This window comes from Lentzea sp. NPDC005914, assembly GCF_040629405.1.
Classification (GTDB): Bacteria; Actinomycetota; Actinomycetes; order Mycobacteriales; family Pseudonocardiaceae; genus Lentzea.
Genome location: NZ_JBEXVQ010000022.1, coordinates 94,772 through 110,492 on the forward strand (window position 1 = coordinate 94,772; position 15,721 = coordinate 110,492).

Annotated in this window: 13 protein-coding genes; 6 read left to right on the forward strand and 7 right to left on the reverse strand. The window is 68.4% G+C overall.

Features of this window, described 5'->3' with window-relative positions; translation table 11 throughout:
* Window positions 1-148 precede the first annotated feature (148 nt).
* From ABZ345_RS28625 to ABZ345_RS28635, 3 genes are all read right to left on the reverse strand, one after another.
* Complete coding sequence (locus ABZ345_RS28625) at window positions 149-757, reverse strand: LysE family translocator (RefSeq protein WP_359855138.1); 609 nt, start codon at window positions 755-757, stop codon at window positions 149-151.
* Window positions 758-818: 61 nt separating this feature from the next.
* The gene (locus ABZ345_RS28630) at window positions 819-1,307 is read right to left on the reverse strand and encodes a GNAT family N-acetyltransferase (RefSeq protein WP_359855141.1); all 489 of its coding nucleotides are present in this window, start codon (window positions 1,305-1,307) and stop codon (window positions 819-821) included.
* Window positions 1,308-1,415: 108 nt separating this feature from the next.
* Window positions 1,416-3,752 carry a glycosyl hydrolase family 18 protein gene (locus tag ABZ345_RS28635; protein ID WP_359855144.1) on the reverse strand — a complete coding sequence of 779 codons (2,337 nt, stop codon included), beginning with the start codon at window positions 3,750-3,752 and terminating at the stop codon, window positions 1,416-1,418.
* 150 nt (window positions 3,753-3,902) lie between these two features.
* Here ABZ345_RS28635 and ABZ345_RS28640 point away from each other — a divergent pair, with 150 nt between their 5' ends.
* Both ABZ345_RS28640 and ABZ345_RS28645 read left to right on the forward strand, forming a co-directional pair.
* Entirely contained in the window at window positions 3,903-4,496 is a 594-nt protein-coding gene (locus ABZ345_RS28640) for a PadR family transcriptional regulator (RefSeq protein ID WP_359855146.1), read from the forward strand.
* A complete protein-coding gene (locus tag ABZ345_RS28645) occupies window positions 4,493-5,632 on the forward strand; it encodes an NAD(P)/FAD-dependent oxidoreductase (protein ID WP_359855148.1) in 1,140 nt (379 codons plus the stop codon). The genes ABZ345_RS28640 and ABZ345_RS28645 overlap by 4 nt, the downstream gene beginning before the upstream one ends.
* Here ABZ345_RS28645 and ABZ345_RS28650 read toward each other — a convergent pair.
* On the reverse strand, window positions 5,617-6,285 hold the full coding sequence (locus ABZ345_RS28650; RefSeq protein WP_359855151.1) for a response regulator: 669 nt from the start codon (window positions 6,283-6,285) through the stop codon (window positions 5,617-5,619). The genes ABZ345_RS28645 and ABZ345_RS28650 overlap by 16 nt on opposite strands.
* Entirely contained in the window at window positions 6,282-7,841 is a 1,560-nt protein-coding gene (locus ABZ345_RS28655) for a sensor histidine kinase (protein ID WP_359855154.1), read from the reverse strand. The genes ABZ345_RS28650 and ABZ345_RS28655 overlap by 4 nt, the downstream gene beginning before the upstream one ends.
* A gap of 142 nt (window positions 7,842-7,983) precedes the next feature.
* Here ABZ345_RS28655 and ABZ345_RS28660 point away from each other — a divergent pair, with 142 nt between their 5' ends.
* The 4 genes from ABZ345_RS28660 to ABZ345_RS28675 are packed head-to-tail and all read left to right on the forward strand — an operon-like array spanning window position 7,984 to window position 13,969.
* Entirely contained in the window at window positions 7,984-8,964 is a 981-nt protein-coding gene (locus ABZ345_RS28660) for a tripartite tricarboxylate transporter substrate binding protein (RefSeq protein WP_359855156.1), read from the forward strand.
* Complete coding sequence (locus tag ABZ345_RS28665; RefSeq protein ID WP_359855159.1) at window positions 8,961-9,464, forward strand: tripartite tricarboxylate transporter TctB family protein; 504 nt, start codon at window positions 8,961-8,963, stop codon at window positions 9,462-9,464. Before ABZ345_RS28660 ends, ABZ345_RS28665 begins: the two co-directional genes overlap by 4 nt.
* A complete protein-coding gene (locus ABZ345_RS28670) occupies window positions 9,457-10,953 on the forward strand; it encodes a tripartite tricarboxylate transporter permease (RefSeq protein ID WP_359855162.1) in 1,497 nt (498 codons plus the stop codon). The genes ABZ345_RS28665 and ABZ345_RS28670 overlap by 8 nt, the downstream gene beginning before the upstream one ends.
* Before the next feature lie 43 nt (window positions 10,954-10,996).
* Entirely contained in the window at window positions 10,997-13,969 is a 2,973-nt protein-coding gene (locus ABZ345_RS28675) for a BTAD domain-containing putative transcriptional regulator (RefSeq protein ID WP_359855165.1), read from the forward strand.
* Here the strand turns inward: ABZ345_RS28675 and ABZ345_RS28680 are convergent.
* A complete protein-coding gene (locus ABZ345_RS28680) occupies window positions 13,902-14,699 on the reverse strand; it encodes a hypothetical protein (RefSeq protein ID WP_359855168.1) in 798 nt (265 codons plus the stop codon). The genes ABZ345_RS28675 and ABZ345_RS28680 overlap by 68 nt on opposite strands.
* Window positions 14,700-14,773: 74 nt before the next feature.
* On the reverse strand, window positions 14,774-15,577 hold the full coding sequence (locus tag ABZ345_RS28685) for a calcium-binding protein (protein ID WP_359855171.1): 804 nt from the start codon (window positions 15,575-15,577) through the stop codon (window positions 14,774-14,776).
* Window positions 15,578-15,721 lie beyond the last annotated feature (144 nt).

The following is a 15,721-nucleotide window of genomic DNA, read 5'->3' on the forward strand; positions in this document are numbered from 1 at the left end:
CTCGCATCGGCAAAATTGCGCATTCCGATCGGCGGCAACCAGCTTCACCCGTCCGGGCTATCGGACGCCGGCTTCAGTCCCAGCGGGACGAACACGGATGCGGTCAGCTGCTGAGCAGAACCCTTTGGCACAAAAGGAAGTCCTCGGGCTACCGGGCGTCCGCGGCGGTTTTGAGACCGAACGCGATCAGGGCCGAGGCGGAGATGCGGTCCAGCAGGGTTCGCCGGCGCAGCAGGAAAGCGCGGGCCCGACCGGCCGCAGTGATCAAGACGGGGAACCACAGGAGGCCGATTCCCAGGTGGATCGCCACCAGGACCGCACCCCAGGCCGGTTGGCCCACCGGGAGGAACTGCGGGAGCAATGAGATGTAGAAGACGCCCGGCTTCGGGTTGAGCAGGTTGGTGAGGAGTCCTACCCGGACGGCCGCGCGTGCCGACGGGACGGGGGCCGGTTCGTCGACCGCGACCGGGCGGCGGGAGGTCCACAGGGCTTTGACGCCCAGGTAGACGAGGTAGGCGGCGCCCAGCCAGCGGACGATGTCGTAGGCCAGTTCGGAGGCTTGGAGGAGGGCGGTCAGGCCCACCAGGCCCGCGGTGGCCCAGACCAGGCAGCCCAGGGTGCTGCCGACCACGACGCCCAGTGCGGCTCGGCGGCTCACGAGGAGAGCCGTTCGCAGCACCAGCAGGGTCTCCAGGCCCGGGGTGATGACGGTGAGCAACGCGACCAGCGTGAAGCTCAGAAGCGCGGTAGTCGACATGCCGTCATGAGAACACGGTCGAGCAGGGCTGCAGGAAGAATTAACACAGCCGACACGATGGTCAGTGGACTCGGTTACCGCCCACGGGCTTCGTGTAACGGTGGGCCGGGACCAGAATGGGGCCGTCCGGGTGGGGTGCCTGGTGGTCGAACAGTCCCTCGTCGGTCCAGCCCTGGCGTTCGTAGAAGCGCCGCGCCCGCGTGTTCCCGGCGACGACGGCCAGCCACGCCACGGGATGCCCGCCCGAAGCCACGACCTGCTCCGCGGCCGACAGAAGTGCTGACGCGACACCGGATCCGCGGTGGTCCGATGAGACGTAGACCTGCTCCACCTCGTCCTCGACGACCATCACGAAGCCGGCTATCTCACCGTCCACGGTCGCGATCGTGGTGTGCTCGACGTGCTCCAACGCGCGCGGCTCGAACGTCTCGCGAGGCCGTGCGTCGATGAGTTGTTGCGGCACGTTGCCCAGGTGCGCGTCGCACCAGCCCGGGTACCAGATCCTGGCGACCGCCGGTGCATCTGCGGGGGTCGCGCGCCGCAGCTCCACCACTAGAGGTACCAGGCCTGTCTCATGCGACCGATGATGCCACAGGAAAATCGCCGCACACGGCCGTGTTCGCGACATCGCCGCAAACACGGCCGTGTCCTCAACGGATCAGACTCGTTCCCACAACGCCGGAACGTTCGGAGGTTCCCACCCGGTCAGCGAAGTGTGCGCCTGACGACAGCGATAAGTCATACCGCCGTAGGTCACCTGCGCGCCAGTGGCGTAATAGGTGTTGGGAGCCCAGGCACTTCCGCCAGGGTTGGTGGTGGTCGTGGTAGTCGTTGTCGTAGTAGTGGTCGAGGTCGTGGTCGATGTCGGCGGAGTCCCGCTCCCCCGCGGCAGGTCGCCCGCGATGACGTAACTGTTGCCACCGAAGGTGAACGTGAAGTTCGACGGCGAAGCGATCGGCATGTAGTAGTTCAGCCGGACGTCCACCGACGCACCGGGTGCGATGGTCTGCCACGAAGGCAATGTCACGACGACGTGCTGGAAGTCCCCGCGCAAACCGCCGACGTTGTTACCGCTGTGACCACGGGTCGCCACGGAGAGCCCGAACCCGGACTGGTCGGTCATGCTGCCCGGCGCACTGGTGCCGTAGTCGAACTCGACGCGCGTGCCACCGGGGATCGTCGTGGTCGAGCTGTTGGTGATCCGCATGGTCGGGTTGATCGGATAGTTGTTGTCGCCCAACGCGAACCCGGACAACGACACGTTGGCGTTCAGCACGTTGGCAGGCATCGTGCGACCGGCCTTCGACGCACCATAAGGCGCAGCACTCCGCAGGCCGTCGTTGATCTTCGACACCAGCGTGTCACCAATGTAGTACTGCGACTTGGCGCTGTCGTAGGCGTAGTCACCGGCCAGCTCCCAGATCATGACGCCACCGATGCCCTTGCTGGCAACGTAACTCGTCTTGGCCGCGATCGACACATCGTCCTCAGTGGACAGGAAGACGCCCTTGGAACTGTTCCACAGCCACGGCGCGACCATCGTGCTGTTGTAGTTGCGGGCGTAAGTCCCGGTGAGCCGGTCTTCGGGGTCGTTGACCGGGTCGAGACCGTACTTGGTGAGGTAGTCCGGCGTGATGCCGTTCTGCAGGTTCATGGCGTGCCACATGGGGTTCACGCCCGACGAGACCTCCATGCCGTTGAGGTCATCGTGCCACAGGTTGTCGATGCCGACGGCGCCGTTGCCGCAGGGGACGGTCGACCCGACGGTTCCTCCGGTGCCGGGTGGGCACTGCGCCTGGTTGGGCAGCGCGGCACGTCCCCACAACCCGTTCGTGCCACCGGTCACCGCTCTCCAGCCGCGCGTGTAGAAGCCGACGCCGATGTTGATCCGGCCGGGCTGCATCGCGCCGCGGAAGTAGTGGTAGGCCCAGTCGGTGTTGAGATACCCCTGCCCGTCGTACTGCGGCGTCGTGTACACCTGCCAGTGCGCCAGCTCGGCGTCCTGGCCGTTGTCGTACAACGCGGCGTTCGGGCCCACGAAGTGGTTCCACGCGCCGTGCAGGTCGTAGCTCATGATGTTGACGTAGTCGAGGTACCGCGTGACGCCGTAGACCTCCTGGCCGCGCAACAACCATCCGCTGGCCGGAACCGCCGCCGTCAGCAGGTAGTGCCTGCCATCGGCCGCACCTGCGCGGTCGAGCTTGTCGCGCAACGTCCGCATCAGGTTCTCGTAGCCGGTCCACAACGTGCCGCGGTTGGCGTTGGAGATCCAGAAGTCGTCGGGATTTCCGGCGTAGTTGTTCGACGTCGCGTACTCGTAGTCGATGTCGGCGCCGTTGAACCCGTACTGCCGCAGGAAAGCGACGACCGAGTCGGCGAACGTGGTGATCGACGTCTGCGACTGAGCGAGCTTGTAGAAGCCACCGGTGGCGTTGCGGGTGCCGTCCGGGTTGAGGATGCCGCCCGATTCGGCCCAGCCGCCGATCGAGATCAGCGTCTTCACGTTCGGATACTGCTTCTTGTACTTGGTCAGCAGGTTGAAGTGGCCCTTGTAGGACAACGACGGGTCCATCTCCGCGCCGGGAACGCCCGGCCACTCCATCCCGGTGGACGCGTTGGTCGCGCCCGCGGGACCGACCGAGATCCGGTTGTCCGTGCCGATGTTCGCGAACGCGTAGTTGAGGTGGGTGACCTTCGTCCACGGGATGTTGCTCGCGAGGTACGCGGGCGCGCCGTTCTTCCCCGTGCGCCAGCTGGTGAAGTATCCGATCGTCCTGCGGGTCTTGTCCCCCATCTTTTCGCGGCCGGCGGTGTCGTAGACGGTGCAGTACGGCGTGTCGACACCGGGCGTCCGGTAGAGGCCGTCCGGACGGCAGTCCTCGTGGCCAGCGGCCAGGGACGGCAACGGGTGCACGAGCGCGACCACGACGAGACCGGCGGTGGTCACGAGCGCGGCGAGGAGGGGAAGGATCTTTCTGGAGAGGGTTCTGCGCATGCCGAACCTCCTGTGCAGGGAGGCGGCCTGAGCACCTAAGTCTGGAACCGGGAAAGTTCACGGTCAATACGAGGTATAGACCAATTCATCAAATAGTTGACATCGACTAGTCAGTGTCGGATAGTTGAGATCGACCAAGGAGGTCGGAACGTGCGTCGCAAGGTGTCGAACCCGTTGGCCCTGGCCGTGCTGGCGTATCTCGTGATGGGACCCATGCATCCCTACGAGCTGGGCAAACAGCTCAAGGACACGGGCAAGGACCGCAACATCAAGTTCAACCGCGGCTCGCTCTACATGGTCGTCGAGCAACTGCGGAAAGCCGGGTTCGTCGCCGAGCAGGAGACCGTCAGAGACACCCAACGGCCTGAACGCACGGTCTACGCGCTGACCGACGAGGGACGCGCCGAGCTGTACGACTGGATGCGCGAGCTCGTCCGCGACCCGGTCCACGAGTACCCGCAGTTCGGCGTGGCGTTGTCGCTGATCTCCGTGCTGGATCCGGCGGAGACCGTGGAACTGCTCCGCGCCCGCGCCGACGCGTTGACGAAGGACATCGACGAGACGCGCGCCATGATCGCCAAGGCCACCGGTGACGGAGTCGAGTGGATCTTCCTCGTCGAGGAGGACTACCGGATCGCGGTGCTGGAGGCCGAACTGCGGCTGGTCGGCAAGCTCACGGGGGAACTGGCGAAAGCCGACTACCAGCACCGGTGGCGGCAATTCTTCGGGAGGGAAGAACAGTGAAGGCGTTAGTCATCGGGGGCGGCATCGCGGGACCGGTCACCGCGCTAGCCCTGCAGAAGGCCGGGATCGACTCGGTGGTCTTCGAGGCGTACGACACGACCGCGGACGGCGTCGGCGGCATGCTCACCGTGGCGCCCAACGGACTCGCGGCGCTGAAGATCGTCGGGATGGAACCTGACTTCGGCGAGCCCTTGCGCCACATGGTGATGGCCGATGCGCAGGGCCGCACGCTGGGCCGCATCACGGGAGACCCGAGCCGCGTCGTGACACGGGCCGAGCTCTACCAGCGGCTGCGCGAGCTGACGGTGGAACACCAGGTCAAGGTGGAGTACGGCAAGCGTCTCGTGGACGTCGAGAACCACGAGAACGGCGTCACCGCAACGTTCGCCGACGGCAGCACCGAAAGCGGCGACGTGCTGATCGGCGCCGATGGCATCCGCTCGCGGGTCCGCACGATCATCGACCCTCAGGCGCCACAACCGGAGTACGTCGGCCTGCTGGGCTTCGGCTCGTACGCCGAGAACAGCGGCGTGCACGGTGACCCGGAGACGATGTACTTCGTGTTCGGCCGCTCCTTCCTCGGTTATTGGGCCCACGACGGCAAGATCGCCTGGTTCAACAACCTCGCGGTCGACCGGCCGATGACGCCGGCCGAGGTCAACGCCGTCCCGTCCGCGACCTGGATGGAACGCCTGCGCGAGGCGTACGGCGACGACATGCCCGCGAAGCAACTGCTGGCCCACAGCAGCGAGGTGGTCGGAGCGGGCCCGTTGGAGATCATGCCGAGCGTGCCGCACTGGCACCGCGGCCGCGTGGTCCTGGTCGGCGACTCCGCCCACGCACCGAGCGCCAGCTCCGGCCAGGGCGCCTCACTCGCGGCCGAGTCCGCGGTGCAGCTCGCCCGATGCCTGCGCGACATCCCTGATCTCGCAACGGCTTTCGCCACCTACGAACAGCTCAGGCGGCCACGGGTCGAACGGATCGCGGCACGCGCGGCCAGGACCAACAGCGACAAGCGCGGGATCGGGCCGATCACCCGGCTGCTGATGCCACTCGTCATGAAGACCTTCGGCGCGAAAGCGTTCACGAAGGACCAGAACTACCGCATCGACTGGGAAGCTCAGGTCAGCCGGTAACCGTGCGCGGGCCGGTTCGCCATGCCGTACCGCGGCTGCACCTCCGCCATCCCGATGGTCACCAGGTGCTCCAGGTACCGCCGCGCGCTGACCCGCGACAACCCGGCCCGATCCCCGACCTCCTGCGCCGACAGATCAACCTCGCTGTCCTTCAACGCATCCGTCACCAGCCGCAGCGTCACGGCCGAGAGTCCCTTGGGCAGCACCACTCGCGGCCGGTGGTGCATCAACTGGTCGACGGCGGCCTGGTCCAGCACCTGGCCGAGCCGCTGCACCTCGGTGCGCTGAGCGAGGTACTCGCGCATCCGGTCCAGGAACGCCGTGCGCGTGAACGGCTTCACGAGGTAGTTGTCCACGCCGCGGGACATCGCCTGCCGGACGGTCTCCCGTTCCCGCGCGGCCGTGACCGCGATGACGTCCACGGGCGGTCCGTTGCGGGCACGCAACCGGGCCAGCACCTCCAGTCCCGACATGTCCGGCAGGTGGATGTCCAGCAGCACGAGGTCCGGGCGCAACGCCTCGACGGCGCGCAACGCCTCACCGCCGAGGTGCGCCTCGCCGACCACCTCGAACCCCGGCATCGCCTCCAGGAACCCGCGGTGGATCGCGGCCACGGCGAAGTCGTCGTCCACGACCAGGGTCCGCACGCTCATCGGTTCCCCGTCTCCGGCAGCCACGCCTCGAACGACGCGCCGCCCAGTTCCGAGTCGGTGATCGCCACCCTGCCCTTGCGACGGGTGACCACCCTCGACACCAATGCGAGTCCTATCCCCCGGTCGGCGCCCTTGGAGCTGACGCCCAGGTCGAAGATGCGGCCGCGTTGCGACTGCGCCACGCCCGGACCGTCGTCGTCCACGACCATCCGCACCCCTTGAACCGACGACCGGACCATCACGCGCACGGTTCCACCTGTCTGCACGGCGTCCACCGCGTTGTCCACGAGGTTGCCCAGCACGGTCAACGCGTCGTCGCCCGCCCGGATGTCCACCGCGCTGTCCGGGTCCAGCCTCAGCTCGACACCGCGTTCGTGCGCGGTCGACGACTTGGCCAGCAGCAACGCCGCCAGCGCGGGATCGGCGTTGGCGCCGTCGATGATGTCCGCGGTGACCGACCCGGCCCCGCCGACGCGTTCGATGTAGGCGACGGCGTCAGAACGCCGGTCCAGCTCCAGCAGACCGCCGATGACGTGGAGGTGGTTGGAGAACTCGTGGGCTTGCGCGCGCAGCACCTCGGTAACGGTGCGCTGGCCGTCGAGTTCGCGCAACGCGTCGTGCAACTCGGTTCGGTCACGCAAGGTCAGCACGACACCGACCGCCCGGTCGTGCGTCTTGGCCGTCATCCGGTTCGCGACCAGCACCCGTTCCCCGGCCAGCACCAGCCGGTCCGCGAGGTCGTCCTCGGCCCGCGCCAGGTCCAGCAGGCCTTCGTCGAGCACCTGCGAGGCGGGCAGCCCGGTCGGGTTGTCGCTGAGTCCGAGCAACCGCAACGCCTCGTCGTTGACCAACGCGAGCCGCTGCCGGACGTCGATGGCCACAACGCCTTCCCGGATGCCGTGCAGCATCGCGTCACGGGTCTCCAGCAACTGCGCGATCTCGGCGGGTTCGAGCCGGAACGTGCGGCGCCGCACCAGTTGCGTGATCAGCGCGGCCCCGAGCACGCCGACCAGCGCGGCCGCGGCCAGCCAGCCGATCAGCTCCGGCAGGTCCTCGGCGAGGTCGTCGGAGAGCTGGCTCTCCAGGATGCCGACCGAGGCCATGCCGATGATGTGCCCGTCCGCGGCCCGCACAGGAACCTTGGCGCGCAACGACGTCCCGAGCGTGCCGGTCTCGGTGCCGACGAACACCTCACCGGACAACGCGGCCGTCGGGTCGGTGGAGACGCGCTCACCGATGCGCTTCGGATCCGGGTGGGCGTAGCGGACGCCGTTGCGATCGGTGACGACCACGTACGTCACCTGCGACGCCTTGCGGATCAACTCCGCCAGCGGCTGGATCGTCGCGGCCGGGTCCGGCGAGTCGAACGCCTGCACGACCGTGGGCAGCCGGGCCACGCTCTCCGCCACCGACAGCATCCTGTCCTTGTACGCCTCCCGGATGCGGTCGCTCTGCAGCTTGGCCGCGAGCAGCCCGGCGGCACAGGTCGTCATCAGCACGATGACCACCTGCAACACCAGCAGCGAGACGCCCAGCGAGACCGACCGGCGGAACATGAGTGGCATTCTGACCCAAAGTGTGTGAACTGCGTCACGAACTTAACGACCAATACGTTCCTTACGACCGATGCCCCGGTTCGAGACCCGCAGGTACCTACCGTTCCCGCCCAACGTTCGCAACGAGGCGGAGGAGTGCTCGATGGGGCAGAGCTGGAGACGTGCGGCGGCGATCGCGGCCGTCGGACTGGTGCTCGCGGGATGCGGTCAGGCGGCGAAGAACTCCGGCGGTGGTGGCACCATCGGCAAGCTGGAGATCATGGCACCGGCCGACCCCGGCGGCGGCTGGGACCAGACGGCCCGTGCCATGCAGACGGCGGTCTCCGGGGCGAAGCTCGCGGGATCCGTGCAGGTCAGCAACGTCGGCGGCGCGGGCGGCACGGTCGGGCTGCAGAAGCTCGCCAACGAGCGGTCCGAGTCGTTCCTGATGATCACCGGCCTGGTGATGGTCGGCGCGGTCGAGACCAACGCCTCGGCCGCGCGCATCGAGGAGACCACGCCGATCGCACGGCTGACCGCGGAGGACGAGGTTCTCGTCGTCCCCGCCGACTCGCCGTTCAAGTCGGTCGAGGAACTCCTGGCGGCAGTCCAGGAGAAGGGCAAGGGCGTGTCGATCACCGGCGGTTCGGCCGGCGGTACCGACCACATCCTCGCCGGTCTGCTGCTCAAGGCGAAGGACATCGACCCGGCCAAGCTCAACTACGTGCCCTACTCCGGCGGCGGCGAGTCGCTGGCGGCGTTGCTGGGCAAGAAGGTCGACGCCGGCATCTCCGGCATCGGCGAGTACCGCGAGCAGATCAAGGCCGGCAAGCTGCGTGCGCTCGGCACGTCCGGGCCCAGCCAGGACCCGACGCTGAAGGTGCCGACCTTCAAGGAGCTGAACCTGGGCGTCGAGCTCACGAACTGGCGTGGCGTCGTGGCACCGGGCGGGATCTCCCCGGAGGCCAAGGACCGGCTGACCAAGCTCGTGACCGACATGCACGCGAGCGAGCAGTGGAAGGCCGAGCTGACCAAGAAGGGCTGGACGGACACCTTCCTCAGCGGCAGCGAGTTCTCCACGTTCCTGAACAAGGAGATCGGCCGCATCCGCCCGGCACTGCAGGACATCGGGCTCGTGAAGTGACCACGGACAAAGTCTCCGCGAAAGTCGAGGAGTACGCGTTCGGCGGTCTGGTCGCGGCGATCGGGGTCTTCACCCTCGTCGACGCGACCACGATCGTCGCCCGTGACGACAACGCGGTCGGGCCGCGTGCTTTCCCTTACGCCGTAGGGGTTCTGCTCATCGTCACGGGTGTGGCGGCGATCATCGCCACCGCCCGCGGCAAGCTCGGCCAGGCCGAGGAGGGCGAGGACGTCGACGCGGATGTGCGCACCGACTGGATCACCGTGGGCAAGCTCGTGGCGGTGCTGGTGGCACATCTGGTGCTGATCGACCTGGCCGGCTGGCCGGTCGCGGCGACCGTGCTGTTCTTCGGGGCGGCGTGGACGCTCGGCGCGGTGTGGTGGCGCGCGTTGCCGATCGCCGTGGTGCTCGCTCTGGTCGTGCAGGTGGTGTTCGCGTCCGGTCTGGGCCTCTCGCTGCCCGCCGGAATTCTCGAAGGGGTGCCGTTCCTCGATGGATAGCATCACCGCTCTGATGGAGGGTTTCGCCACCGCCGCGCAACCCGTGTACCTGCTGTACGCGTTGCTGGGCGTCACGCTCGGCACGGCTGTCGGTGTGCTGCCGGGCATCGGGCCGGCGATGACGGTGGCGTTGCTGCTGCCGTTGACGTACTCGCTCGACCCGACCGCGGCGCTGATCATCTTCGCGGGCATCTACTACGGCGGCATGTACGGCGGGTCGACGACGTCGATCCTGCTGAACACACCGGGTGAGTCCGCGTCGATCGTGACGGCGTTGGAGGGCAACAAGATGGCCCGCGCCGGACGTGGCGCGGCGGCACTGGCGACGGCGGCGATCGGGTCGTTCGTGGCGGGCACGATCGCGACCGTGTTGCTGACCCTGCTGGCACCGGCCATCGCCGATGTCGCGGTGACGCTCGGGCCCGCGGACTACGTGGCACTGATGGTGGTCGCGTTCACGACCGTGGCGGCGCTGCTCGGGTCGTCACCCGTGCGCGGCCTGGCGTCGTTGGGTCTCGGGCTGTTCATCGGCCTGGTCGGCACCGACACCCTGTCGGGACAGCAGCGCTTCACCCTCGGGGTGGGGACGCTGGCCGACGGCATCGACGTGGTCGTGGTGGCGGTCGGCGTGTTCGCCGTCGGCGAGGCGCTGTACGTGGCGTCGAGGCTGCGGCACGGGCCGATCGAGGTGATCCCCGTCGGCGGGAAGTGGATGACCCGCTCGTTCTGGGCGCGCTCCTGGAAACCGTGGCTGCGCGGCACGGCCATCGGGTTCCCGATCGGCACCGTGCCCGCCGGTGGCGCGGACGTGTCGACGTTCCTGTCCTACGCGGCCGAGAAGAAGCTCTCGAAGCGGCCGGAGGAGTTCGGGCACGGGGCGATTGAGGGCGTGGCGGGTCCGGAGGCGGCCAACAACGCCGCCGCGGCAGGCGTTCTCGTGCCGTTGCTGACGCTGGGCCTGCCGACGTCGGCGACGGCCGCGGTGATCGTGGCGGCGTTCCAGAGCTACGGAATCCAGCCGGGGCCGTTGCTGTTCACCAACAACTCGGCGATGGTGTGGGCGTTGATCGCGTCGCTGTACATCGGCAACGTGATGCTGCTCGTGCTGAACCTGCCGCTGGTGAAGATCTGGGTGAAGGTGCTGCAGATCCCGCGGCCCTACCTGTACGCGGGAATCCTGCTGTTCGCGGCACTGGGCACCTACGCGGTGAACTTCGTGGTGGACGACCTGATCGTGCTGCTGGTGATCGGCGTCGCAGGCTTCTTCATGCGGCGTCACGGCTATCCGGTCGCACCTTTGGTCGTGGGCCTGATCCTCGGGCCGATGGCGGAGGAACAGCTGCGCCGCACGTTGCAGATCAGCGAAGGCTCTCTCACGGCGCTGGTCGCCAGTCCGTTCGCGGCGCTCGCCTACAGCGTGCTCGCGGTGATTCTGGTGGTGGCAACGGTGATGCGGTTGCGGCGCAAGAAAACCGAGGTGACGGTGTAACGCTCTCGGCCGAGCGGCGATCTTGGGGCGTGGGAGGACAACGGTGATCCGGCGGCCCCGGCTCGAGGGGCTGCTCCGCACGACGAGGCTCACGACTCTCGTCGCACCAGCCGGTTACGGCAAAACGACTCTGCTGACGCAGGCGCACACCGACCGTCCGGTGGTGTGGCACACCTGCCAGGAAGGCCATCGGCTGTTGCAGCCGATGGCCACTTCCTTGGCGTCCAACTGGACCAGCGTCCCTGCGGTGTCCGGTGAGGACGAGGCCGGGCGGGCGCACGCCATCGCCGGGTTGCTGATCGACGCCTGGCCATCGGACGTCGTGGTCGTGTTGGACGACATCCATGTTCTGAGACAAGGAGATTCGGCCGCTCGGCTGCTGGAGGCGCTGTGCCTGCAGCTGCCCGCGAGCGCGCGGATCGTCTTGTCCGGACGCACGGTGCCGCCGTTCTCGTTGCGGCGCTTGAAGGTCGACGGGGAGCTGACCGAGATCAACGCGGCCCAGCTGGCGTTCACGGCGGAGGAGACCACTGTGGTCGCTGGTCACGACGTGCACGAGGTGACCGGTGGGTGGCCGATCGCGGTGCGGCTGGTCGCGGAGACGGGCACGGTCGAGGAGCTCGCCGATCTGGTCGACGAAGTCGTTGGCAGAGAACCTGAACAGACCCGCTCACTGCTGAGGACCGCTGCGGCGTTCGATCGGTTCACGACGGATCTTCTGGTGGAGCTGGGACATTCCGCGGCGACCACGATTCTGCCGGACCTCGCGCGGCGCGGGTTGTTCGTCGAGCAGGTCCGGGCCGAGCCCGGCTGGTTCGCGCTCGTGCCGTTGGCGCGGGAGCACCTGGAGCCCGCGATCGGCGTGCACCGGACGGCCGCGCGCTGGTTCGCGTCCCGCGGTGAGTACGTGCGTGCCGTCGATTCCCTTGCCGCGCTGGAGGACTGGCCCGGTGTCACGGCGCTGCTCGGCGACGTGTTGCGAGCTGGGGGTGCCGACGCGGTCCTCGCGGCGACCGGACTGGTGCCGCAAGACCAGCGCACGGCCGAGGTGTGGCAGCTCGAAGGCGTCGCGCATCAGTTGCGCGGCGAGTGGCGGCAGGCGGCGGACCGGTTCACCCGCGCCACCGAGGACGGGCTGACCGCGGAGCTGGCCTGGCGCATGGCGTGGATCCAGCACCTGCGCGGCGGGCCGCAGGACGCGTTGAAGATCTGCGACGACTACGTGCCGGACGGCTCCGATCCGACCGCCGAGTCGATGCTGCTGAGCACCGCGGCGAGCGCACACTGGGCGTTGGGTGATCTCGAAGCGGCGGCGGCAAAGGCGCGCGAGGCGTTGAAGACCGCGACGAACGACTGCGCGATCGGCACCGCGCACACCGTGCTCGCGATGGTCTCCGCGGCACAAGGGAAACGCGACGAGCTGACCGAGCACTACGACATCGCGTTGGACCACGCGCAGAAGGCCGGCGACGTGCTCGGCGTCATCCGCATCCGGTCGAACCGGGCGTCGCACCACGTCGAGGCCGGTGAGTACCGGGCGGCGCTGCGGGAGATCGAGGAGATGCTGCCGCTCGCGGACGTCACGGGGTTCGCGACCTACCGGGCGATCGGGCTGCACAACCGCGGTGAGGCGTTGCTCGGGCTCGGCCGGTTGGACGAGGCGGCCGCCGACTTCCTCGCGGCGCAGAAGGTGTTCGACTCAGCGGGGAGCTGGCTCGCGGCGGCGCCGTTGGTGTATCTGGGCGAGGTGCACCGGAAACGGGGCGACCGGGCGTTGGCGGGATACGCGCTGCACGAGGCGTTGCGACTCGCATCGGCCAAGAACACCGTGCCGCACATGATCCTGGCGCACGTCGGACTGGCCGAGCTGGTCTCCGACGACGACCCCGACCTCGCGCGTGAGCACGCCCGCAAGGCGTTGGACCTGGGTGAGAGCGTCGCGGCGCTGCTCGTGCTGGGGTGGCTCGACCACGACAAGGACCTGTGCCAGGAGGCCGCGGAGATCGCGACCCGGCGTGGTGACCGGGCCGGGTTCGCGCGATCGTTGCGGCTGCGGGGAGTTCTGGAACGCGACTCGGTGCTGCTCGACCAGGCGCTGACGTTGTGGCGGGAGATCGGCAACCCGCTCGGCGAGATCCGGGTGCGCACGGCTCAGGCCGCGCTGGTCGGTGGTGCCGCGGGCGAACAGCTCGCCGGTGAGGCACGCCGGCAAGCCGCGGATCTCGGCGCACGGGTGCTCGCCGAAGCCGCCGCCGCGGTCGCGGAGACGTGCCGGAAAGCGAGCAGGCCCGAGCTGTTCATCCAGACGCTGGGCGGGTTCCGGGTGCTGCGCGACGGCGCCCCGCTGCCGCCCGCCGCGTGGCAGTCGCGCAAGGCCAGGGACCTGGTGAAGATCCTCATCGCCCGGCGCGGACGGCCGATCACCCGCGAGGCGCTGGGAAGCCTGCTGTGGCCGGACGAGGAACCGGAGAAGGTCGCGAACCGGCTCGCGGTCGCGTTGTCCACGGCCCGCAGTGTGCTGAGGGCGGGCACCGGAATCGTGGCCGAGGGCGACGCGATCAGGCTCGACCCGGACGTCCTGCCCGTCGACGTGGTCGTGTTCCTCGCCGATGCACGAGCCGGACTCGCTGCGGCACAACGGAACTCGTCGGAGGCTCAGTCGCTGCTGGCGGCCGCCGAGTCCGCGTACCACGGCGACTTCCTGGAGGAAGACCCATACGAGGACTGGGCCGGGCGACTGCGGGAGGAAGCCCGGCTGATCTACCTGCAGGTCGTGGCGGTGCTCGCCGCACGGGCCGAGTCCGGTGGGGAGTACGCGCTGGCCAGCAGGTATTGCCTGCGCGTACTTGAACGCGACCCGTACGACGAGCCTGCGCACCTGATGCTGGTGCGCGTCCTCGCCGCCGGAGGGAGTCACGGTGAGGCGAGGAGGTGTTACCAGACCTACGTCACGCGGATGCGCGAGATCGAGGTCGACCCGCGCCCGTTCGCTGCGAACACACCACGTAGGGCGTGATCGACCACCGGATGGCCTGACCCTCCGCCGCCTCACCGGAGACGATCGCGACGGGACCGACGGGTTCGACGTCGTCGATGACGGCGCCGCCGACCGCACCGCCGGCGCTGATGACCTGCTCGTCACCCTGGCAGGCAACGGACTTCGACCCGGTCTTGCTCAGCATGATCGACGACGTACCGCCGCGGAGCACCAGTCCCGGCCTGCTGCCGCAGATCGCGTACGCCGTGACGGTGGCCGTGCCGGGTGCCTCGACCAGCGCGCCCTTGAGGTTGGTCTTGGGCGCGAGCCTGGTCAGGTGCACGCCCTCGGTCTCGCCCGCGACGCCGAGCGTCCTCTGCTCAGCAGGGCAGGAGGCCTCGGCGTTCTTCGTGCCGCTCTTGGACACCAGCGTGAACTCGCCGGGCGCGCAGTTCGCCCGCACCTTCACCGTCCACGGCTGCACGGTCCCCGTTCCGTGCTCCACCGCCGTGACCTCCACGCTGGTGAGGTCGTCACTCGGCCGCACCCGCGTGATCGTCGTGCGCTCGCCCGTCACCGAACCGCCCGTGCCGACGACCTTCGTGCCATCAGGGCAGCTGACGGAGATGGTCTTGTCCGCTGACGACGCCGGGCTGGTGGCCTGCACCGCCACGACGTCGTCCACGGTGCTGCCAGTCGCCGCGTGCGCGACCGCCGGACCGGTCATGCTCAGCACGAGCAGGGCGGTGCCCATCACCTTCACGTCCATCCCCCTTCAGGTCCGCGGGCTCGTTCAGCCCGCGGACCCGAAGGATGCCGCGCTCGATTAAAGCCGCCTTAAGGTCAGGGGCAGCTGACCAGGACGTCGCCGTCCTCGGCGTCGAGGCAGGTGTCCACACCGAGGCCACCGTTGAGCGTGTCGTTGCCGGCGAGGCCCCAGATGAGGTCGTTGCCGTTCAGCGCGAGGATGTTGTTGGCCACCGCGCTGCCGACCAGGTGGTCGACGAAGTTGGTGCCGGTCAGGTTCTCCACGTCGCTCGCGACGTAGTCCTTCAGCGCCAGCGTGTCGTAGCCGTCGTCGGTGCCGGAGCCGATGGTCACCGAGACGCCCGAGTTCGGGTGCAGCACGCTGCCGCTGTTGTAGTCGACGCGGTCCACGCCGAGGCCGCCGTACACGCTCACGCCACCGCGCTTGGGCCGCAGCGTGTCGACGCCGTCGCCGCCGCTGATCGTGCCCTTGGCGCGGGTCTCGATGACGTCGTTGCCCTCCTCGCCGTACACGTAGGCCGGCATCGCGTCGGCGTTCGTGTTGTCGTAGTTGATCGCGACGCGGTCGTTCATGTCACCCGCGTTGACCCGGACCGACGTGATCAGCTTCGTGGTGCCCGACTCGTAGGCGCAGCGCACGATGTCGTTGGTCAGCGCACATCCGGCGCCCACGGCCAGCAGGTCGCCGGAGTCGGTGACGGTGAGGTTGTGGCTCGCGGGGTCCAGCGCGACCACGATGTTGTTGGTCTTGCCGGCCTCGCCCTCGACGACCAGCTGGTGGTTGGTCACGTACACGGTGGTGTGCGGCGTGGCGTGCGCGACGGCGGGCATCGCGATCGCGGCGAGGGTGGCGACGCCCAGACCGATGAGCATTCTCATGCTGGTTTCTCCCCTTGGTGGTGTCTTGCTGTGCCGGGAAGAGCCTGCTCAGAGGTCTTTCAGCCACCTTTGAGTGGTTTTAGAGCCGTCTTTCTGCTGACAGCAGAACGCCCCTTTGCGGTGGTCGCGGTGCTGTCACCATGA